Below are 19,609 nucleotides of genomic sequence, written 5' to 3'. Positions count from 1 at the left end.
CCTGGCACCGTCCCGCCGCGCCCCGGGGAGGAAACGGACGAATCTTTAGCTGAACCGGCGACCCTCGTCCCGTCGGTACGCCCAGCCGGCGAGCGCGGCGAGCAGCACCACCCAGACTCCGAGCATGATCAGCGCCAGCGGCTCCACGTCGTAGTCGCCGACCGCCGCCCACATCAACTCGGCAGCGCCCCGGGTGGGCAGGTAGGGCGCGATCGTCTCGATGAACCCGGGCGCCTCGCCCGGCGCGGAGAGCAGGCCGCCGCCGAACGCCAGCGGCAGGAAGATCAGCTGCGCCACCACGATCGCCGCCTTGCTGGGCAGCGAGTAGCCGATGGCGAGCCCCATCAGCGTGAACGGCACCGAGATCACCGCCACGGTGCCGAGAGCCAGCAGGAACGCCGCCGGGGTGGCCTGGGCCGCGGTCAGCGTCGCGCCGATCACCACGACCGGGATCAGCGAGAGGTAGGTGAGCGCCAGGCCGGCCAGCACCCGGCCGGCGAACCGCGGTGCCGGCCCGGTCGGCAGGGTCCGGGTGTACGGATTCCAGGGCTGGTCGCGGTCCTCGGCGACACCGACGCCGTACTGGAAGATGTTGGCGCTCATCACCGAGAAGGTGACCATCGACGCGGTGGCGTAGGTGGCACCGACCGGGTCGTCACCGGCGAAGGGCACCACGAAGAAGATCATGGCGGCGGCCGGGAAGAAGGCGCTGCCGAAAACGGCCACCGGAATCCGGATGATCTCCAGAAGTTGGTAGCGGGCGTGGACCAGGGCGAGCTGCACTGTCGCCTCCTCAGACGGTGGTGGGTCGGCCGCCGGCAGCGGCGGTGATGGGTCGGCCGGTGCTGGTCGGCGCGTCCCCGCTGGGCGTGTCGCCGGTGGTGATGGCGAGGAACGCCTCCTCCAGTGACGTCGGCCGTACCTCCAGGTCGGTGAACGGAACCCGGGCCGTGACCAGCGCTCGGACCAGCTCGTCGGCGTCGGTGGTGAGCAGGTGCAGCCGACCGTCGACCCGTTCGGTGCGAACCACCCCGGGCAGGTCGGGCAGGTCGTCGGCGACCAGGCTGACCCGGCGTACGCCCACGATGCCGCGCACCGCGTCCACCGTGTCGTCGGCGAGCACCCGGCCCTGCCCGATGACCACCACCCGGTGCGCGAGCGCCTCCACCTCCTCCAGGTAGTGGCTGCTCAACAGCACGGTGCCACCGTCGGCGTGGAAGGCCCGGATCGCGTCCCACAGGGTGTGCCGGGCGGCCACGTCCAGGCCGGTGGTCGGTTCGTCGAGCAGCACCAACCGCGGCCGGCCGACGAACGCCAACGCCACCGCCAACCGGCGGCGCTGCCCACCGGAGAGCCCACCGGTCTGTCGTCGGGCGAGGTCGCCCAAACCGAACTGGTCGAGCAGTTCACCGCGGGGCACCGGGTCGGGGTAGTGCGCGGAGACGAAGTCGACGACCTCGCCGACGCGCAGCGTGCCGGGCAGGCCGGTCTCCTGCGGGGTGACTCCGATCTGCCGTCGGCTGGCCGGGTCGCGGGGGTCGCGGCCGTTCAGTTCGACCCGTCCCGAGCTGGGGCGGCGCAGGCCCACCAGCAGGTTGATCAGGGTGCTCTTGCCGGCGCCGTTCGGCCCGAGCAGGCCGACCAGCTCACCGGCCCGGACTTCCAGGTCGACGCGATCGAGGGCGAGGACGTCGCCGTACCGGCGGCTGGCCTGTTCGGCGCGGGCGAGGGTCATGGCTGCTCCTTCGACGAGGTGGGGTCGAGCAGGGCGCGGATGGTTTCGGTGTACTCCTCGAACGCCAGCCGGCCGCGTCGGCTGAGCCCGACCAGGGTCGCCGGGGTGCGTCCACGGTGGGTCTTGCTGATCTCCACGTAGCCGGCCTCCTCGAGCTTGCGCAGGTGCACCGAGAGGTTGCCGGCGGTCATCGCGAGCAGCTCCTGCAGGCGGGGGAAAGCGATCTTGTCGCCGACGTTGAGAGTCGAGAGGCTGGCGACCACCCGCAGTCGGGCCTGCGCGTGGATGACCGGATCCAGCTCGGTCACGGCTGCTGTCGCTGTTGCTGTCGCCGCCGGGCGATCGCGCCGGCCACCAGCATTCCGCCGCCGCCGGCCACCGCAACGATGAGCGGGTGCCAGCCCGGCCCGGCGAACGCCCCGACCAGGTTGATCACGCTGATCCAGACGCCCAGCCGGAACAGGTCCTGGTCCAGCCAGACCGCCCCGCCGGCCATGTGCAGCGCGCCGGTCAGCCCGACGGCGGTCGCCGACCAGAGCAGTGCCGCCAGGTCGTGTGGCAGGTGCTCGGAGATCCGGCCGAGCCCCGCGTAGATGCTCACCGATCCGAGGGCCCACGCGTAGCCGTACCACTTCCCACGCCGGGCGGAGTCGCCGCTCACCTGGCCGTAGGCCCGCACGCTGACCACCGCCTGGATCGTTCCGGCGGCCGCGAGCAGCACGAAGAGGACGGTCAGCGGCAGCCAGCTCGGCAGGTCGACAAGCGCACGGTCGCCGGGGGTGAACCGCAGGAAGAACAGCCCGAAGCCAACCAGCCAGGCGACACCCCACGGCCAGTAGAGCAGGCGGGCATCGGGATCGAGCCGGCGTGCCGTCGCCGACCGTTGGTCCTGGATCAGCCGCAGCGCCGCTGCGGCGTCGGTGGGTGGTGAATCATCGTCTCGGTCCACGCAAACTACTTTACGGCACAAAGTCGAGGCCGGATGTCCCCATCACGACAGATGGGGACTTCGGTCGCGGCGAGCAGTGCCTATGGTGAGGAGTCGCGGCGACAGGCTGATCCGTCGCACAGGCCACAGGGGAGGGTCCGTGGCAAGCCCGAGCGTTGAGCCGGACACTGCGGCGGACATCGTCGAGCACGAGGGGGCCCTGGTGACTGACGACGAAAGTCAGGCGCGGTACGCCGAGGGGTTCAGCCGACTGCTACCGGCCGACGAGCGGGTGCGCGCGGTGGCCAAGGTCCGAGCGGGCGGTGGGCTGACCCCGGCTCCGCCGGCACTGCCGTCGGCGCCACCCGCCGCTGGTCGGCCGAGTTTTCTGGGTGTCCTGCTCACCGTGCTCTCACCGAACATCACCTTCGGTCGGGCGGACAGCGCCGTCGACTGGCTCTTCTTCGGTGTCGGAGGTCGAGGCCAACCCGACTCCCGGGCATCCGAGCTGCACCATGCAGTGACCGTGGCGACGAAGGGCTTCGGCATCCGTCACCTCGTGCTGGGGGTCACCGACCAACGGCTGCTGCTCGGTGCGACAGCATCCGTCGGCCTGCTCTCCCGCTCGTCGGCGGACGAACGGGCGCAGGCCGACATCGAACTGCTCGGGTCGGTGCCGCGCACCTCCGTCACCGCCCGGTTCGGCAGGTACCGGTTGAACTGGAAGCGGCTGCGGCTCGACTTCGCCGACGGGTCGTGGCTGTCGTTCCACGTGCCGATGGCCGAATCCGGCCGCCCGCTGCGGGAGATCGCGGCGGTCCTGTCAGCCGGCTGACCCGCCGACGAGCGGGGCGGGCAGCGGCGCAACGTGCAGCACCGCCAGCCGGGACACCGCCCGGGTGAGCACCACGTACAACCGGTGCAGCCCGCGTGGCTCGGCCGCGACGATCGCCGCCGGCTCGACCACCACCACATGGTCGTACTCAAGGCCCTTGACCAGTGTCGCCGGCACCACCGTGACCCGCTCCGCGGCCGCCACATCGTCGGCGGTCGCGGTCTCGACACCCGCCTCGGCCAGCGCCGCGCGCAGGCCGTCGACAGCGTCGTCCGCGGCGATCACACCGACCGAGCCGTCGTGCGTGAGCGCCGCCCGCACCTCGGCCACCGTCGCCGACGTCAGGTCGGTCACCGTACGCACGTCCAGGCCGCCGTCGCGGCGCAGCGACTCGGCCGGCGGTACGTCCACAGCGAGCGCCGGGAGCAGCAGGTTCGCGAACGCGACCACCGCCGCGGGCACCCGGAAGCCGACGGTCAACGGCACCACCACCGCGTCCGGCTTGCCCAGATGGGCAAGGGACTCCCGCCAGTCCGTCGCCGCCCACGGCGCGGTGCCCTGAGCGAGGTCACCCAGGAGCGTGACCGAGCCGTGCTCGCTGCGCCGAGCGATGGCCCGGCACTGCATCGGGGAGAGGTCCTGCGCCTCATCCACCACCACGTGCCCGAACCCGGAGAGCCGTTCCAGCAGCCCGGTCGCCTCGTCGATCAACACCGCGTCGGCGGCGGTCCAACGGGTCGCCTTCGGGGTGCGGGCCGGCTTGGCCCAGACGAGCTGCGCCTGCTCGGCGTCGCTGAGCAGCCCGTCCGCCGCGGCGGCGAGCCGCGCCGGGTCGGCGAACAGGCCGTGCACCAGCCCTTCCGGGGTGAGCGCCGGCCAGACCGCGTCCAGGAAGTCGAGCACCGGCCGGCAGCGGCTCATCCGGCGCAGCCAGGCATCGCTGGGCGACTCCGCCCGCCGCGCCTCGGCCTGCCGTTGCAGCAGGCTCACCACCCGTGCCTGAACGCGTTCCCGACCAGTGCCGTACGGCAGCCCCTCCCGGCGGGTCTCCTCGACGATCCGGTGCAACGGCTCCAGCCCGATCCGCCAGCGGAACGAACCGTCCGACACGGTGATCGACTCGGTCGGGGTGCCGATCTGCGCCTGCACCGCGCGCCGCAGCACGTCGGCCATCCGTACGTCGTGTTTGAGCGCGGCCACCGCCGGCGCCTCGACCGCCCGGACCGGCACCCGGGAGATCAACTCCTCCACCGTGGCCTGCTCGACCTCGACCTCACCGAGCGCCGGCAGCACCGCCGCGATGTACGACAGGAACGCCCGGTTCGGCCCGACGATCAACACACCCGCCCGCCGCAACCGCTCCCGGTGCAGATAGAGCAGGTACGCGGCCCGGTGCAGACCCACCGCCGTCTTTCCGGTGCCCGGCGCGCCCTGCACACAGATCGAGTCGGCGAGGTCGGCCCGCACCAGCTCGTCCTGCTCCGGCTGGATCGTGGCCACGATGTCCCGCATCGGCCCGACGCGCGGACGCTCGATCTCGGCGGTGAGGATCCGACTGGTCGTACCAAGCTCTTCGCCCCGATCCAGCCGCTCATCCTCGAAGCTGGTCAGGACGCCGTTGCTGAACCCGAACCGTCGCCGGACCGCCACCCCCTGTGGATCGCGCACACTGGCCCGGTAGAACGAGCGGGAGACCGGTGCCCGCCAGTCCAGCACCAGCGGCTCGCCGCGCTCGTCGGTGACATGCCGCCGCCCCACGTGATAGCGCCGCCCCTCATGATCACCGCTGGTGTCGGGTGCGGTCGGGTCGCTCGTGGTCGGGCTGCCGGTGGCAGTGCTGTCCGTGGGCCGGTCGTGGGTGGCCGCGCTGGTTGGGGTCGTGCTGGTTGGGGCCGTGCTGGTTGGGGCAGCGCTGGTTGGCGCCGGGCTGGTCGTTGCCGGGCTGGTCGTTGCCGCGCTGGTCGGAGTCCCGCTGGTTGGGGTCGCGTCGGTTGGGGCCTCGGCGAAGTCGAGGCGGCCGAAGAAGAGTGGTGTGGTCGGGTCGTCGGCCAGCTCGGCGACCCGGCGAGCGAGGGTGCGACCGAGGGTCTCGGCCGCGTAGGCGTCGCCGGCCACCTGGTCACCGGTGGCGAAGAGAGACTCGGCCCTCGCCCGCATCCGAGCCAACGCCGCCCGCGAGGTGGACAGGTGTGCGCGTTCGGCGGCCAGGTCCGCGTCGAGGTCGGTGTCAGGCTGGGTGTCGAGGTCAAGTGCGGGCATGCTGACGTCCCATCGTTCACATCTGCTGCGCGCTCGCGTGTCCGGGGGCGGATGGCCGGCCGCCCGGCGCGACGACGCCCGTTCCGGTGCAGCTCACCTCGGCCGTCAAGCGGCCTGCAACCCTACGCTCCCCAGCCCGCCGCAGCCAGCGAATTACCGACGCGACCACCCATCCGAGACGGCGTGTTGCAGCGCCGGACGTCGCCGAAGTGACGCGTTGACGGGTAGCACCGCATCGAGATGGACGTGATGCCGAGGTCGGATGCCGACTGATCATCAGGTCCCGCGCCGTGCGCCCCCGCCCTGTCCCGCGTCGCGCCTCGCGCTGCGGGCTGTACTCGCGCCTCGCGCTACGGGCTGTACTCGCGCCTCGCGCTGTACTCGCGCCTCGCGCTGTACTCGCGCCTCGCGCTGTACTCGCGCCTCGCGCTGCGCGCCGTGCTCTCGCACACCGCGACCGCCGTGGGTGCCGTGATCGACTCGGTTTTCATGAAGTCGCGGTGTCCAAGCCGGTGCGACGCCCCGACTTTCAGGAAACCGAGTCGATCAACAGGAGACGCGGCTTGGGCGGCGGGGACTAGCGGATCGTCGTGGCCGCTGGCCGCTGACCGTGGGTCTCGGGCCGTGGGTCTCGGGCCGTGGGTCTCGGGCCGTGGGTCTCGGGCCGCTGGCCGCTGGCCGTGGGTCACCGGCCGCGGGTCGCGGGTCGTGGGTCACGGGCCGCTTGCCGCGGTTCGCGTTTCCTGGTCGCGGTCATGGGCGGCGTGGGCGTGCTCGGCAGCGTCAGCAGCGCAGGTGGTAGTGGTTGCGACGTGGAGTGTGCAGCGGGTCGAGCCAACTGGGCGGGAGGAAGTCAGGGCGACCGTCCGCCGCGATACGGACCGTCCAATCGCCGCGGTGGATGAGCCGGTGGTGGTAGCCGCAGAGCAGCACCGCATTGCCCAGCGCCGTCACCCCACCGTCGGCCCAGTGTCGGATGTGGTGGCCGTCGCACCACCTCGGCGGCCGATCACTTCCGGGTCGGTGTCGATCAATGAGGGGAACCAAGCGATCCACGCCGCGCGTGCCGTCGAATCCGCCTGCTCACTAGCAAAGGACAGACGCCATGTGACCCGAGCGGGACGTGGTGGTGATGGCAGGTTGGGAGGTCTGCCGGGATCATGGGCCTATGACCGAGGCCCGCTCCGATTCGCGCCGGATGACGATCAGCGACCCGCAGGTGATGCGGGCGATGGCCCATCCGGCGCGGATCGCGATCATGGAGTACCTGAACAGCCGCGAGGCCGGCGGGACCGCCACCGAGTGTGCCGAGATCGTCGGGCTGTCGCCGAGCGCCACCAGTTACCACCTGCGGGCGCTGGCGAAGTTCGGGCTGGTCGAGCAGGCGCCGAGTCGGGGGGACGCGCGTGAGCGGTTGTGGCGCGTGCCGAGTGGGAGTGTGCTGGTCGAGGCGGGCCGTGATGCCGGGCCCGAGGCGCGGGCGGCCGAGCAGGCGCTGGTGGAGGCGCATGCGGTCCGGGCCATGGAGCGGACCCGGGACTGGTTGCGGCGCGCCGGGGACGAGCCCGCCGAGTGGTACGACACGGCGCTGTTCACCGACACGCTGGTGCTGCTCACCGCTGAGGAGTTGGCCGAGTTGAACGAGGCGGTGCTGGCGCTGCTCCGGCCGTACCACCCGCGACGGCGGCAGGGTGAGCCGCCGCCGGGGGCGCGCACTGTCGCCGTGCAGTACCGGACGGTGCCGTTGGCATAGGCGGGGTTGCATGAATCAGTTGTGAAGGATTATTTTCGAAGTATGTCCTTCACAACTGACGAGTCGCGCTGGGCGGACGTCTGGCTCGCCGCCGCCGCCCGGGGCACCACCATCTGCGGCGACTTCCTCGCGGCGACCGCGCTGGCACTGGCCCTGCAGGGTGCCGGTGCCGGTGGACTGGCCGTGTCGGGCCTGCTGCTCGCCGCCACCCTGCCCCTGGTGGTGCTCGCCCCGCTCGCGGGCCGACTCGCCGACCGGATGGACAGCCGCACCCTGCTGGTGACAGTCGGTTTGGGGCAGGCCGGCGTCTGCGCGCTCCTCGCCGTCGTCGAGCAACCGGCACTGGTGGTCGGGCTCGTCGCACTGCTGGCCTGCGGGCTCGCGGTGACCCAACCCTGCCTCGCGGCGCTGCTGCCGGCGATGGTCCGCCCGGCCGACCTGCCGCGCGCCAGCGCGATCAGTCAGACCGCCGTCTCGCTTGGTGCGCTCGGCGGCCCGGTGCTGGCCGGTCTACTGGTGGGACAGTTCGGCACCCGCGTACCGCTGCTTCTCGATGCCGCGACCTACCTGGCGTTGGTGGTCGCGGGCCTGCTGCTGCGGACCCGACGCGGCGGCCGGCGGTCCGCCGCCAGCCAGACCGCCGCCAGCCAGACCGCCGCCGCCGCGAGCAGCGAGGCCGCCGCCGGGGGCAGCCAGGCCGCCTCGGGCGGCGTGACAACCCCGGGGGGTACGGAGATCGGCTGGCGGCTGCGCCGCGACCCGCTGATGCTCGTGATGGTGGTGAGCACCGCCGTGGTGATCGCGGCGATCGGCGGCATCAACGTGATCGAGGTCTTCTTCATCCGGGAGACCCTGGAGGGCTCGGCGACCACGTACGGCCTGGTCAGCGCCGCATGGATGGCCGGCATGCTGCCGGGGACCTGGCTCGCCGTACGACTCGCTCGGCGGCTCGACGACGACGGCGCGTTGGTACGCGGGGTGCTGGCCACCCTGGCCGTGTGCAGTTTGATGGTGTTGCTCGCGGCGACGGTGCCGGCGGCGGGTGTGTTGGTGCCGCTCTGGCTGGTGGGAGGCGCGGCCAACGGTGGCGACAACGTCTTCGCCAACCTGCTCACCGCTCGGCGGGTGCCGGAGGCGATGCGCGCCCGGGCGTACGCCAGCTACGGCGCGGCGGTGCAGGGTGGCTCGATGGCGGGCTTCCTGATCGGCGGGGCGTTGCTCGCCGTCGTTCCGCCCCGACCGCTGATCGCCGGCGCCGGGGTGCTCGGGTTGTTGGTGGTGCTGGGCTTCGTGCCGGTCGTGACCCGGGCGGTACGACGGTCGTCGCTGGCCGACGCCCCGGCAGACGGTCGACGAGCGGCCGACGCGCCGGCAGGCGGTCGACAAGCGGCCAACGCCCCGGAAGGCGGCCGAGCTGCCCGGTCAAGTGCGGGGTTGGCCACTTCGGGCCGGCCCGCCGAGCCGGCGCCCGCCGCCGGGGATACGGTCGGGCCATGGCTGAGCGCATCGCACGCCCGCGAGTCGGGCACATCCAGTTCCTGAACTGCCTGCCGATCTACTGGGGTCTGATGCGCTCCGGTGCCCTGCTCGACGTGGACCTGCACAAGGACTCGCCGGACCGGTTGAGTGCGGCGCTGGTCGCCGGCGACCTCGACATCGGCCCGATCACGCTGCTGGAGTACCTGAAGCACGCCGACGAGCTGCTGCTCCTCCCGGACCTGGCGGTCGGCAGCGACGGTCCGGTGCTGTCGGTCAACATGGTCTCCACCCGACCCCTCGACCAGTTGGACGGCGCCCGGGTGGCGCTCGGCTCGACCTCGCGGACCGGGGTGATGACGGCGCAACTGCTGCTCGCCGAGCAGTACAACGTGCGGCCCGAGTACTTCCGGTGCCCGCCGGACCTGACCCAGATGCTGCTGGAGGCCGACGCGGCCGTGCTGATCGGGGACGTGGCGCTGCGGGCGTACTACGAGGCGCCGCAGAAGGGCCTCACTGTCACCGACCTCGGGCAGGCGTGGCGGGACTGGACCGGGCTGCCGATGGTCTTCGCCGTCTGGGCGGTCCGCCGTGACTTCGCCGCCGCCCACCCGGGCCTGGTCAAGGAGGTGCACGAGGCTTTCCTGCGCTCCCGGGACCTCTGCCTGGCGGAGCTGGACCAGGTGGCCGAGGCGGCGGCGCGCTGGGAGACGTTCGACGCGCAGACGCTCGCCACGTACTTCCGGACCCTCGACTTCTCCCTCGGCGACCGGCAGGTCGCCGGGCTGCGCGAGTGGGCCCGACGGGCCGCCGCGATCGGGGAGGCCCCGGCGCTGCCGGAGGGCGGTCCGGAGTTCTTCGCCGGCTGACCCCTGCCGACGGCGCACCAATGGCCCGGGTCGGCAGCGGCCCGGGCCGGCGTCAGCGTGGACGGCTCAGGTGCCGGTGCGGAGCAGCGCCTCGGTGATCTTCTCGCAGTTCTTCATGCCGTAGTCGTAGCCCATGTTGATCGGGTACTTGACCATCACGCCCATCGTCCAGGTGTCGCCGATGGCCAGGCAGTTGATGTGCATCTCCTGCTCCCTGGTCCGGTCGATCCACCCGTTCTTGATGGCGATCTTCTTCTGCTCGGCGGCCGGGAAGGCCTTGCGGATACCGAAGTCGCCGCCGCCACGAACCAGCTTCATCTCGTTGAGAAGCCACTTGGTCCACTTCGGCCCGGCGGCGGTGCCGGTGGCGATGCAGTTGCCCATCCGGGCGGTGTCCCGGGGTGAGAGCGCCGTCCGGCTCCAGCCCTTGTCGGGGGCGACGCTGCTGTCGGTCAGCTCGCACATGGAGATCAGGCGCTTGATCGAGGCGTCTCGGCCGACCAGGTTGTAGAACTGCTCGGCCCGGGTGTTGTCGCTGTCCCGGATGATCCGGGTCGCGTCGGCGAGCTTCGCGTCGCTCGGGGTCTGGCCGGCGTCGGCCGCGCGGCGCAGGTAGTCAGCGACGATCCACGCCTTGATCATGGAGGCGGTCGTGCTGGTCTCGTCCATGTTCTTCGAACCGATGATTTTTCCGGTTCGGCGGTCCAGGACGCTCCAGGCGTACCAGCCCTCGATGTCGAGGTCGAGATTCTTGGCCGCGAAGGGCAGCGGCTCCAGCGACGGGCTGGGGCTCGGTGACGGCGCGGACGGCTGGCGGGCACTGCGGTCGGTGCCGGAGCCGGTGGGCCGGTCGCTGGTGCCGGCGTCGCCCCACTTGGCGGCGGCGGACGACTCGAACGGCGACCCGGGCAGCAACCGCAGCGACACCAGCACCAGGCCGATGAGGATGACCGCGATGGCGATCAGCCGCATCGGGGAGGCGTCGCCGTCGCCACGCCGGTCTCCCCGACGGGTGCCGGCCATCAGAGCTTCCCGACCGGCTGCTGCGGCACCTTGAGCGCGGCACCCGGCTGCGGGGTGACCAGTTGGGTGGCCACGCTGGCGCAGACCTTCGCGCCGTAGTCCAGGCCGGTCCTGATCGGGTAGCGCAGCATCACCGCCAGGCTCCACTTGCTGGTGACGGCGAGGCAGTTGACGTGCCAGTTGCCGTCGCCGTAGATCGGGGTCCAACCGTTCTTGATGCTGACCGGGCCCTGCGAGGTGATCGACTTGGGTAGACCGTCGATGATCCCCCAGCGGCCGCCACCGGAGTCGGGCTTCTGGTCCTTGGCCGCGGTGGTGCCCGTGACCTTGCTCATCTGGTCCAGCACCCACTTCGTCCACTTCGGGCCGGCGGCCTTGCCGTCGGCGATGCAGTCGCCGAGTCGGACCGCGTCGCGGGGAGACATCCGGGTGTAGCTCCAGAAGCCGGTGTACGGCTTGGTGTTGCCGCGCTTGGTGTCGGTCAGCCCGCAGATCTTGATCGCCCGCTGGATCACCGCGTCCGGAACGCTGCTCGACGAGGCCTTGTAGGACCCGCCGGCAGCCCGGTGGACCGCGTTGGCGGCCTTGTCGTTGCTGTCGACGATGGCGAGTCGGGACGCCTCCTTCAACGATGCCGACGGCTCCTTGTCACCGAGCTGTCGCAGGTAGTCGGAGACGATCCACGCCTTGATCATCGATTCGGTGGAGCTGGTCGCGGCCATGTTCGACGACCCGGAGATCTTGCCCGTCTTGCGGTCCATCAGGGCCCAGGAGAAGAAGTCACCCTTGAAGCTCACCGACACCGGACCGGCCGCCAGGGTGGGCGGCGGCGGTGGCGCGGGTGCGGGCGCGGCGACGCTCGACGTGCCGCCACCGCCGCCTCCGCCGCTGTCGTCGCTGGCAAGCCGGGCGTACGCGGTGGGGACCAGCAGGACGCCGCCGAGCACGACTGCCGTGATGGCGAGCACCAGGGTCACGCGAGATCGCATGAGTGGGTGAACTCCAGGTGTCAGGGCCGGGGGGACCGGCTTGTCGTCGGGACGAATCGGGTGCGATCGCCGAGGCCGGGGGAGGTGGCCTCGGTGGAGATATCGATGCGCGGCAGCCGATCGGTTGTCCGGCAGAAGTCTACGTCCGGACCGCCCGACCGCCAGACTTCGACACTAGGCAACCTGCGATAAAGGCGAGTTATGGGGCCGGTATGAGGTTTTTGCAGGGGTTCACCTTTGTTTCGTGGCCCAAGTCACGGCGATGGAAGGCCGCCCAGGTCGCGCAAAGCAGTCATTCGGCTACGGATGGGATGCGCGGATTCCTGTTACACCCCCTGGTGCAACGAGGCGCAAGCTGTAACACTTAGCCTCATGTATGGCAACGACTTCTCCGCCCCGAACAGCGCCCCGGACGAGGCGCCCGGCGGTCTGCTGGGCGAGGTCGAGGCCGCCGAGGCGGAGCTGCGGGCAGCGGCGGCGCGCGGGCGGCGGGGCGGGCCCGCGCCGGACGAGGACCTGGCGGCGTACTTCGCCGAGGTCGTCGACGCCGAGCAGAAGATCGAACCCCGCGACTGGATGCCCGACGCGTACCGGCGGACGCTGATCCGGCAGATCGCCCAGCACGCCCACTCCGAGATCATCGGCATGCAGCCGGAGGGCAACTGGATCAGTCGGGCGCCGTCACTCAAGCGCAAGGCGATCCTGCTGGCCAAGGTGCAGGACGAGGCGGGTCACGGCCTCTACCTCTACGCCGCCGCCGAGACCCTCGGCATCAGCCGCGACGAACTGGTCCAGCTGCTGCTCGACGGCCGCCAGAAGTACAGCTCGATCTTCAACTACCCCACCCTCAGCTGGGCCGACGTCGGCGCCATCGGGTGGTTGGTGGACGGTGCGGCGATCGTCAACCAGGTGCCGCTGTGCCGCTGCTCCTACGGCCCGTACGCCCGCGCGATGATCCGGGTCTGCAAGGAGGAGTCGTTCCACCAGCGGCAGGGCTACGAGATCCTGCACACCCTGGCGCACGGCACCCCCGAGCAGCACGCCATGGCGCAGGACGCGGTGGACCGATGGTGGTACCCGTCGCTGGCCATGTTCGGCCCGCCGGACGGCGACTCCACCCACTCCACCCAGTCGATGGCCTGGAAGATCAAGCGCTTCTCGAACGACGACCTGCGTCAACGCTTCGTCGACATGTGCGTCCAGCAGGCCGAGATCCTCGGGGTCCGCATCCCCGACGACGACCTGCGCTGGAACGACGAGCGGCAGGCGTACGACTACACCCAGCCGGACTATGACGAACTGATGCGGGTGATCTCCGGCGACGGGCCGTGCAACCGCGAGCGGATGGCCCACCGCCGCGCCGCGCACGCCGACGGCAGCTGGGTACGCGAGGCCGCCGCGGCGTACGCCGCGAAGCGGACGAACAAGGAGAAGGTGGCCGCGTGAGCGAGCGTGCCGAGCAATCCGGCGTGACAGGTCATTCGCCTCTGTGGGAGGTCTTCGTGCGGGCCCGGCGCGGGCTGTCGCACACCCACGTCGGCAGCCTGCACGCCCCCGACGCCGAGCTTGCCCTGCGCAACGCCCGCGATCTCTACACCCGCCGTCAGGAGGGCGTGTCGATCTGGGTGGTGCCGGCCGGCGCGATCACCGCGTCCAGCCCGGACGAGAAGGACGCCTTCTTCGACCCGGCCGCCGACAAGGTCTACCGCCACCCCACCTTCTACGAGGTGCCGGACGGGGTGGCTCACCTGTGAGCGAGCGAACCAGTCAGCTCAGCAGCGGGGTGACGGCGTGAACGGGCCCTTCGACTTCACCCTCGCCCTCGCCGACGACGCGTTGATCGCGGCCCAGCGGCTGGCCGAGTGGACCACCCGTGCCCCGGAGATGGAAGAGGACATCGCGCTGGCCAACATCGCCCTCGACCAGCTCGGCGCGGCGCGCCTGCTGCTGTCGTACGCGGGCGAGTTGGAGGGCGCCGGGCGCGACGAGGACGCGCTGGCGTACCTGCGTGACGACCGCCAGTTCCGCAACGTTCTCCTGGTCGAGCTGCCCAACGGCGACTTCGCGGTGACGATGGCGAAGCTGTTCTTCCTGGCGGCGTACCAACTGCCGCTGTACACGGCGCTGGCCGGCTGTGCTGACGAGCGGTTGGCGGCGATCGGCGCGAAGGCGCGCAAGGAGTCGGCGTACCACCTGGACCACGGCGCGCTGTGGGTGAAGCGGCTCGGTGACGGCACCGAGGAGTCGCACCGTCGGATGCAGGCGGCCGTCGACCACGTGTGGCCGTACACCCACGAGCTGTTCGCCGCGGACCCGGCGGCGCCGGTCGACCCGGCCACCCTGCGGCCGGCGTTCGACGAGGTCGTCGGCCCGGTGTTGGTCGAGGCGACGCTCGCCCGGCCGGGCAGTGCCTGGGCCCCGGCCGGCGGGCGGGCCGGTGTGCACAGCGAGCACCTGGCCTACCTGCTCGCCGAGATGCAGGTGCTGCACCGCGCCCACCCGGGAGCGAAATGGTGAGCGTGAGGAGTGCAGCGCAGCGGGTGGCGGCCGGCACCGACCCGAGAACGGCCGTGGCGAGCGTGGTGGACCCGGAGATCCGGGTCATCACCATCGACGAGCTGGGCATCCTGCGCGCGGTCGAGGAGGATCCGGCCAGTGGCCGGGTCACCGTCACCATCACCCCGACCTACACCGGCTGCCCGGCGATGGACGTGATCCGGGCCGACATCCGCCGCGCACTCGCCGCCGCCGGCCACCCGGACGCCGAGGTCCGGACCGTCTACAGCCCACCGTGGAGCACCGACTGGATCTCCGAGGGCGGGCGGGCCAAGCTCGCTGCCGCCGGGATCGCCCCGCCCGCCCCGGTGCCCGCCGCCGGCGTCGTGTCGCTGACCCTCGCGGTCCGCTGCCCGCGGTGCGGCTCGCCGGAGACCGAGCAGGTCAGCCGGTTCGGCTCCACCGCGTGCAAGGCGCTGTGGCGGTGCCGTTCCTGCTCCGAACCCTTCGACCACCTGAAGGCGCTGTGACTGTCACCATCACCCGCCCGGTTCGCCGTCGGCCGGTCTTCCACCCGTTGTCCGTCGCCGCCGTCGACCGGCTCACCGACGATTCCGTGGCGGTGACCTTCGCCGTACCCGAGGAACTGCGGGAGACATTCGCGTTCCGTGCGGGCCAGCACCTCACCGTGCGTCTTCCGGGCCAGGCCGCGCCGGACGGCGCTGACGTGCGTCGGTCGTACTCGATCTGCTCCACCCCCGACGACCTGGCCCGGCGCGGCCGGTTGCGGATCGGGGTGCGGGAGATCCCCGGCGGCGCCTTCTCCGCGTTCGCCTGCGGGGCGCTGCGCGGTGGCGACACCGTCGAGGTGCTGCCGCCGCTGGGCACCTTCACCACGGCGTTCGCACCGGACCGCGCCCGGCACTACGGCGCGGTCGTCGCCGGCTCCGGCATCACCCCGGTGCTCGCGCTGGTCGCGACCGCCCTGGCCGTCGAGCCGGCCAGCACCTTCACACTGGTGTACGGCAACCGCACGGCGAACACCGTGATGTTCGCCGAGGAGCTGGCCGACCTGAAGGACCGCCACCCGACCCGGCTGCACCTGGTGCATGTCCTCTCCCGGGAGCAGGGCGAGTCGCCGCTGCTGTCCGGTCGGATCGACGCCGAGCGGCTGAGCCGGTTGCTGGACACCATCGTGCCGGGCGACGTCATCGAGGAGTGGTTCCTCTGCGGCCCGTACGGCATGGTGGTCGACGTCCGGGACGTGCTGACCGCACGCGGTCTGCCCGAGTCGGCGGTGCACACCGAGCTGTTCCACGTCGACGCGCCGCCGGAGCCGGTGCGCCGGCCCGTCGACCAGGCGGGTGCCGGGGCCGAGGTCACCATCGTGCTGGACGGCCGCTCGTCGAGCTTCACCATGGGTCGCGAGGAACGGGTGCTGGACGCCGCGCTGAAGGTGCGCGGCGAGCTGCCGTACGCCTGCAAGGGTGGCGTCTGCTCCACCTGCAAGGCGAAGGTCGTCGACGGCGCGGTCACGATGGCCCGCAACTATGCGCTGGAGCCCGACGAGCTGGCCGCCGGCTACGTCCTGACCTGCCAGTCCAGCCCGACCACCGACAAGCTCACGATCGACTACGACGCCTGATCGCCTCTCGCCCGCGTCGATCTTGCAGTTTCGGTCGTCGATATGCGTGGAATGCCCCGTGTGTCGCGACAGTACCCGCAAGATCGCGGTGAGGGTGTGGCGGTGACCCGGTTCAGTGCCGGCCTGGCCCGTGCGGAGCGAATCACAGCCTTAAGCACCCCTCAGGGAAGGGGCGCGTCGTCGGCGTAGGCTCGGGGTGTGACGGTGAGCCGGGAGATCGACGACATCCTGCAGCGCGGCGCGGACGGCGGGCGGATCACGCCCGAGGAGGCCCTGCTGCTCTACACCGAGGCGCCCTTCCACGCGTTGGGTGAGGCGGCGGACGCGGTGCGCCGGCGGCGCTACCCGGACAACGTCGTCACGTACCTGATCGACCGCAACATCAACTACACGAACGTCTGCGTGACGGCGTGCAAGTTCTGCGCCTTCTACCGCGCGCCCAAGCACCAGGAAGGGTGGACCCACCCGACCGAGGAGATCCTGCGCCGGTGCGGCGAGGCGGTCGAGCTGGGCGCGACCCAGGTGATGCTCCAGGGCGGGCACCACCCCGACTACGGCGTGGAGTACTACGAGGAGCTGTTCTCCTCGGTCAAGCAGGCGTACCCGAACCTGGTCATCCACTCGATCGGCCCCAGCGAGATCCTGCACATGGCCAAGGTCTCCGGGGTGAGCCTGGACGAGGCCATCGCCCGGATCAAGACCGCCGGTCTGGACTCGATCGCCGGCGCCGGCGCGGAGATGCTGCCCGAGCGGCCCCGCAAGGCCATCGCCCCCCTCAAGGAGTCGGGCGAGCGCTGGCTGGAGGTCATGGAGCTGGCCCACCGGCAGGGCATCGAGTCGACCGCCACCATGATGATGGGCACCGGCGAGACGCACGCCGAGCGGATCGAGCACCTGCGCATGATCCGGGACGTGCAGGACCGCACCCGCGGTTTCCGGTCCTTCATCCCGTGGACGTACCAGCCGGAGAACAACCACCTCAAGGGCCGCACCCAGGCGACCACGGTGGAATACCTGCGCCTCGTCGCGGTGGCCCGACTGTTCTTCGAGACCGTCCCGCACCTGCAGGCGTCCTGGCTGACCACCGGCAAGGACGTCGGGCAGCTCTCCCTGCACATGGGCGTGGACGACCTCGGCTCGATCATGCTGGAGGAGAACGTGATCTCCTCCGCCGGTGCGCGGCACCGCTCCAACCTGCACGAGCTGATCGGCATGATCCGCTCGGCGGACCGGATCCCCGCACAGCGCGACACCCTCTACAACCGGCTCGCCGTGCACCACACGCCGGCCGACGACCCGACCGACGAGCGGGTGGTCTCGCACTTCTCCTCGATCGCGCTGCCCGGCGGTGGTGCGGGAAAGTCCCTACCCCTGGTGGACGTCAGCTGACGGTCGGCAGGTGGCCGTTCGGCTGATCGACGCTCATGCTCCCGCCGAATCGCCCCGGCGGTACGGGTGGTCCCCGCCGCCGCAGCGTCAGCCTGTCCGGTCCGGGTCTGGTGGAGATGATCGTCGGCGGCTAGCGTCCCGGCTCATATCTGGCACCACCGTCGACGTACGGGGCTGTCCTCCATCGGCCCGCTGCGGGTCGTTCATATAACGCACGGCAGTACGGGCGGGATGGGTGACCATCCCGCCCGCACTGTCTGCCCAGCTCGGGCCGGACGGATGAAATCGGGTCCGCCTGCTGGCGTGGGAGAACGGCCTCCGATAGCGTCCGCTCGTTCCGCAACCATTCTTTCTTCCCTACCCCCGGGGGACTGATGACAGCGTTCCACCGCTCGACGCTGGTGCGCGCCAGTGTCGTGGCGCTGATCGCGGCCGGTGGCATCGCCGCCGTTGCCGCCCCGGTGCTGGCGGCCGAGCAGGCCGATCTGGCCCTGGTGCCGCTCAGCTACAACCTGGCCAAGGGCGTGACGGAGGCCAAGAGCAAGCCGTTCAAGTTCACTGTCGACAACACCCGGAGCAAGGAAGACGCCAAGGGTGTCAGTTACACGGTGGACACCAGCAAGCTGACGATGAACAAGGTTCGGGTCGTGGTGCCCGACGGTTGCCGGGTGAACGGCAAGAAGTTCACCTGCCGCCTTGGTGACCTGGCCGCCGGCACCAGCGAGGACTTCGGCATCCCGATCTTCTCCACCGGCGGTAAGGGCGCTGCCGGCACTCTGGTGGTCACCATCCGGTCGGCGACCGAGGACCCCAACAAGGAAGACAACAAGGTCGAGCACGACATCGCCGTCACCGAGCCCGGGTACGACCTCACCAGCTGGGTGCAGGACGTCAACGCGAACGTCGTGGTGAACGGTGTCAACGGTGACGACCCCGACCTTCGTCCGGTGCGGCCGGGCGAGACGGTGCCGGTCGACTGGGCGGTCTACAACGACGGCAGTCGCAAGGCCACCGGCCTCGCCTACGTGCTCACCCTCCCGGCGGGCGTCACCTTCGACACGCTGCCGGACACCTGCACCACGCAGACGTTCGGTGTCGCTCAGGCGCTCTGTCAGGACGACGGCGCGGTGATCCGGCCCGGTGACTACTACACGGCGGACATCAAGGTGACCGTCGGTAAGGACGTCACCGAGCCGGTGCTGCGGGTCGGCGAGCTGGTGGCGCACGGTCTGGACGTGGCAGCCGGCAGGCCCGAGGAGCAGCCGCGGCGGGCCAGCACCGCACAGCGGAAGGCCTTCACCGAGGTCGACGAGGGCGACAACCAGGCGGTCTTCGACGTCTTCGTCGACCTGGCCGTGGACCCGACGCCGACGCCCACGCCCACTGTCACTCCGACGGGGTCGCCCACTCCGACGCCGACGGTCACCCCGACCGGGTCGCCGACCCCGACCGTCACGCCGACAGAGACCCCGACCCCAACGGAGACCCCGACGCCAACGGAGACGCCGACCCCGACGGAGACGCCGACCCCGACGGAGACCCCGACCCCGACTCCTACCGAGACCCCGACCCCGTCGGAGACTCCGACTCCGACGGAGACCCCGACCCCGACTCCTACCGAGACGCCGACCCCGACGGAGACGCCGACCCCGACGCCGACGGTCACCCCAACCGAGACGCCGACCCCGACGGCCACTCCGACGGAGACGACGACCCCGACCCCGACCCCGACTGACACTCCGACGGTCACGCCGACGCCGACCGCGACGGCCACGCCGACCCAGACGCCGAGCGCGACTGTCACTCCGACGCCGGGTCCGAGCGGTACGACGACGCCGGGCGCGACCGTCTCGCCGGGTGCCGGTGGCGGCTCCACCGGTGGCGGCTCGGGCGGTGGTGGCCTGCCGGTGACCGGTGTGCAGGTCGGCCTGATCGGCGGTATCGGCGCGATCATCCTGCTCGTGGGTGGGGCGCTGCTGGTGCTCACCCGTCGCCGCAAGGTGGTGGTGGTCTCGCCGGCCGACGAGAAGTCGACCGACTGACACCGGGCCGCTGGCGACGGCGCGCGGACGAGGCGCGACAGCGACGGCGGTACGCGTCCTGACTGAGGCGTCAGGGACGCAGGCACGACGCGAGGGCGGGGTGGGCGACCACCCCGCCCTTTCGCGTCAGTGGTGCGTGCCACGCCACCCAGCGAGTGTCGATTGGCGGG

General features: G+C 71.3%; 18 protein-coding genes and 1 pseudogene. 11 read left to right on the top strand and 8 right to left on the bottom strand.

The annotated features are described in order from the left end of the window. Nucleotides 1-45: 45 nt before the first annotated feature. Genes KBX26_RS07455 through KBX26_RS07440 form a run of 4 tightly spaced genes read right to left on the bottom strand, consistent with a single transcriptional unit; the run spans nucleotide 46 to nucleotide 2,684 of the window. Nucleotides 46-783 (bottom strand): ABC transporter permease, encoded by a 738-nt coding sequence (locus KBX26_RS07455; RefSeq protein ID WP_210865003.1) that lies wholly within the window; start codon nucleotides 781-783, stop codon nucleotides 46-48. Nucleotides 784-793: 10 nt separating this feature from the next. Then, on the bottom strand, nucleotides 794-1,735 hold the full coding sequence (locus KBX26_RS07450) for an ABC transporter ATP-binding protein (protein WP_030334076.1): 942 nt from the start codon (nucleotides 1,733-1,735) through the stop codon (nucleotides 794-796). Then, nucleotides 1,732-2,043, bottom strand: coding sequence for a transcriptional regulator (locus KBX26_RS07445; protein ID WP_030334078.1), 312 nt, complete (start codon nucleotides 2,041-2,043; stop codon nucleotides 1,732-1,734). The genes KBX26_RS07450 and KBX26_RS07445 overlap by 4 nt, the downstream gene beginning before the upstream one ends. Further along, entirely contained in the window at nucleotides 2,040-2,684 is a 645-nt protein-coding gene (locus KBX26_RS07440) for a transporter (RefSeq protein ID WP_210865002.1), read from the bottom strand. Before KBX26_RS07440 ends, KBX26_RS07445 begins: the two co-directional genes overlap by 4 nt. A gap of 202 nt (nucleotides 2,685-2,886) precedes the next feature. Here KBX26_RS07440 and KBX26_RS07435 point away from each other — a divergent pair, with 202 nt between their 5' ends. Continuing rightward, nucleotides 2,887-3,498, top strand: a complete 612-nt coding sequence (locus KBX26_RS07435; protein ID WP_210865001.1) for a hypothetical protein — start codon at nucleotides 2,887-2,889, stop codon at nucleotides 3,496-3,498. Here KBX26_RS07435 and KBX26_RS07430 read toward each other — a convergent pair. Together KBX26_RS07430 and KBX26_RS07420 are read right to left on the bottom strand one after the other, a co-directional pair. Further along, nucleotides 3,487-5,757 (bottom strand): AAA family ATPase, encoded by a 2,271-nt coding sequence (locus tag KBX26_RS07430; RefSeq protein ID WP_247680303.1) that lies wholly within the window; start codon nucleotides 5,755-5,757, stop codon nucleotides 3,487-3,489. The two genes, KBX26_RS07435 and KBX26_RS07430, sit on opposite strands and share 12 nt — an antisense overlap. Nucleotides 5,758-6,540: 783 nt before the next feature. Next, nucleotides 6,541-6,711, bottom strand: coding sequence for a hypothetical protein (locus KBX26_RS07420; protein WP_307857764.1), 171 nt, complete (start codon nucleotides 6,709-6,711; stop codon nucleotides 6,541-6,543). 214 nt (nucleotides 6,712-6,925) lie between these two features. Here KBX26_RS07420 and KBX26_RS07415 point away from each other — a divergent pair, with 214 nt between their 5' ends. The 3 genes from KBX26_RS07415 to KBX26_RS07405 are packed head-to-tail and all read left to right on the top strand — an operon-like array spanning nucleotide 6,926 to nucleotide 9,855. Continuing rightward, nucleotides 6,926-7,510 carry a winged helix-turn-helix domain-containing protein gene (locus KBX26_RS07415; protein WP_030334090.1) on the top strand — a complete coding sequence of 195 codons (585 nt, stop codon included), beginning with the start codon at nucleotides 6,926-6,928 and terminating at the stop codon, nucleotides 7,508-7,510. Between the two features lie 42 nt (nucleotides 7,511-7,552). Further along, the gene (locus KBX26_RS07410) at nucleotides 7,553-9,052 is read left to right on the top strand and encodes an MFS transporter (protein WP_210865000.1); all 1,500 of its coding nucleotides are present in this window, start codon (nucleotides 7,553-7,555) and stop codon (nucleotides 9,050-9,052) included. After that, a complete protein-coding gene (locus KBX26_RS07405; protein WP_210864999.1) occupies nucleotides 9,004-9,855 on the top strand; it encodes a menaquinone biosynthetic enzyme MqnA/MqnD family protein in 852 nt (283 codons plus the stop codon). Before KBX26_RS07410 ends, KBX26_RS07405 begins: the two co-directional genes overlap by 49 nt. A gap of 66 nt (nucleotides 9,856-9,921) precedes the next feature. Here KBX26_RS07405 and KBX26_RS07400 read toward each other — a convergent pair whose 3' ends face one another. Together KBX26_RS07400 and KBX26_RS07395 are read right to left on the bottom strand one after the other, a co-directional pair. Further along, nucleotides 9,922-10,827, bottom strand: a complete 906-nt coding sequence (locus tag KBX26_RS07400) for a hypothetical protein (RefSeq protein ID WP_374224232.1) — start codon at nucleotides 10,825-10,827, stop codon at nucleotides 9,922-9,924. A 50-nt stretch (nucleotides 10,828-10,877) separates the two neighbouring features. Beyond that, entirely contained in the window at nucleotides 10,878-11,867 is a 990-nt protein-coding gene (locus KBX26_RS07395) for a hypothetical protein (RefSeq protein ID WP_210864998.1), read from the bottom strand. A gap of 372 nt (nucleotides 11,868-12,239) precedes the next feature. Here KBX26_RS07395 and paaA point away from each other — a divergent pair, with 372 nt between their 5' ends. From paaA to KBX26_RS32930, 7 genes and pseudogenes are all read left to right on the top strand, one after another. Next, complete coding sequence (paaA, locus tag KBX26_RS07390; RefSeq protein ID WP_030334101.1) at nucleotides 12,240-13,313, top strand: 1,2-phenylacetyl-CoA epoxidase subunit PaaA; 1,074 nt, start codon at nucleotides 12,240-12,242, stop codon at nucleotides 13,311-13,313. Next, nucleotides 13,310-13,621 carry a 1,2-phenylacetyl-CoA epoxidase subunit PaaB gene (gene paaB, locus KBX26_RS07385; protein ID WP_030334103.1) on the top strand — a complete coding sequence of 104 codons (312 nt, stop codon included), beginning with the start codon at nucleotides 13,310-13,312 and terminating at the stop codon, nucleotides 13,619-13,621. The genes paaA and paaB overlap by 4 nt, the downstream gene beginning before the upstream one ends. Before the next feature lie 37 nt (nucleotides 13,622-13,658). Next, nucleotides 13,659-14,384, top strand: coding sequence for a 1,2-phenylacetyl-CoA epoxidase subunit PaaC (gene paaC / locus KBX26_RS07380; protein WP_210860071.1), 726 nt, complete (start codon nucleotides 13,659-13,661; stop codon nucleotides 14,382-14,384). Then, a complete protein-coding gene (paaD, locus tag KBX26_RS07375) occupies nucleotides 14,378-14,893 on the top strand; it encodes a 1,2-phenylacetyl-CoA epoxidase subunit PaaD (RefSeq protein WP_051708641.1) in 516 nt (171 codons plus the stop codon). Before paaC ends, paaD begins: the two co-directional genes overlap by 7 nt. Continuing rightward, complete coding sequence (gene paaE, locus KBX26_RS07370) at nucleotides 14,890-16,008, top strand: 1,2-phenylacetyl-CoA epoxidase subunit PaaE (RefSeq protein WP_210860069.1); 1,119 nt, start codon at nucleotides 14,890-14,892, stop codon at nucleotides 16,006-16,008. The genes paaD and paaE overlap by 4 nt, the downstream gene beginning before the upstream one ends. A 198-nt stretch (nucleotides 16,009-16,206) precedes the next feature. Beyond that, entirely contained in the window at nucleotides 16,207-17,397 is a 1,191-nt protein-coding gene (gene mqnC, locus KBX26_RS07365) for a cyclic dehypoxanthinyl futalosine synthase (RefSeq protein ID WP_030334111.1), read from the top strand. Nucleotides 17,398-17,771: 374 nt separating this feature from the next. Next, nucleotides 17,772-18,836: pseudogene (locus KBX26_RS32930) on the top strand (cell wall anchor protein); the annotation flags it as partial. Between the last annotated feature and the right edge of the window lie 773 nt (nucleotides 18,837-19,609).

The sequence above is a fragment of the Micromonospora sp. C97 genome, assembly GCF_018070385.1.
GTDB lineage: Bacteria > Actinomycetota > Actinomycetes > Mycobacteriales > Micromonosporaceae > Micromonospora > Micromonospora parva.
Note: the sequence above shows the minus strand (reverse complement) of the source record. Positions and strands in the feature narration are given on the sequence as shown.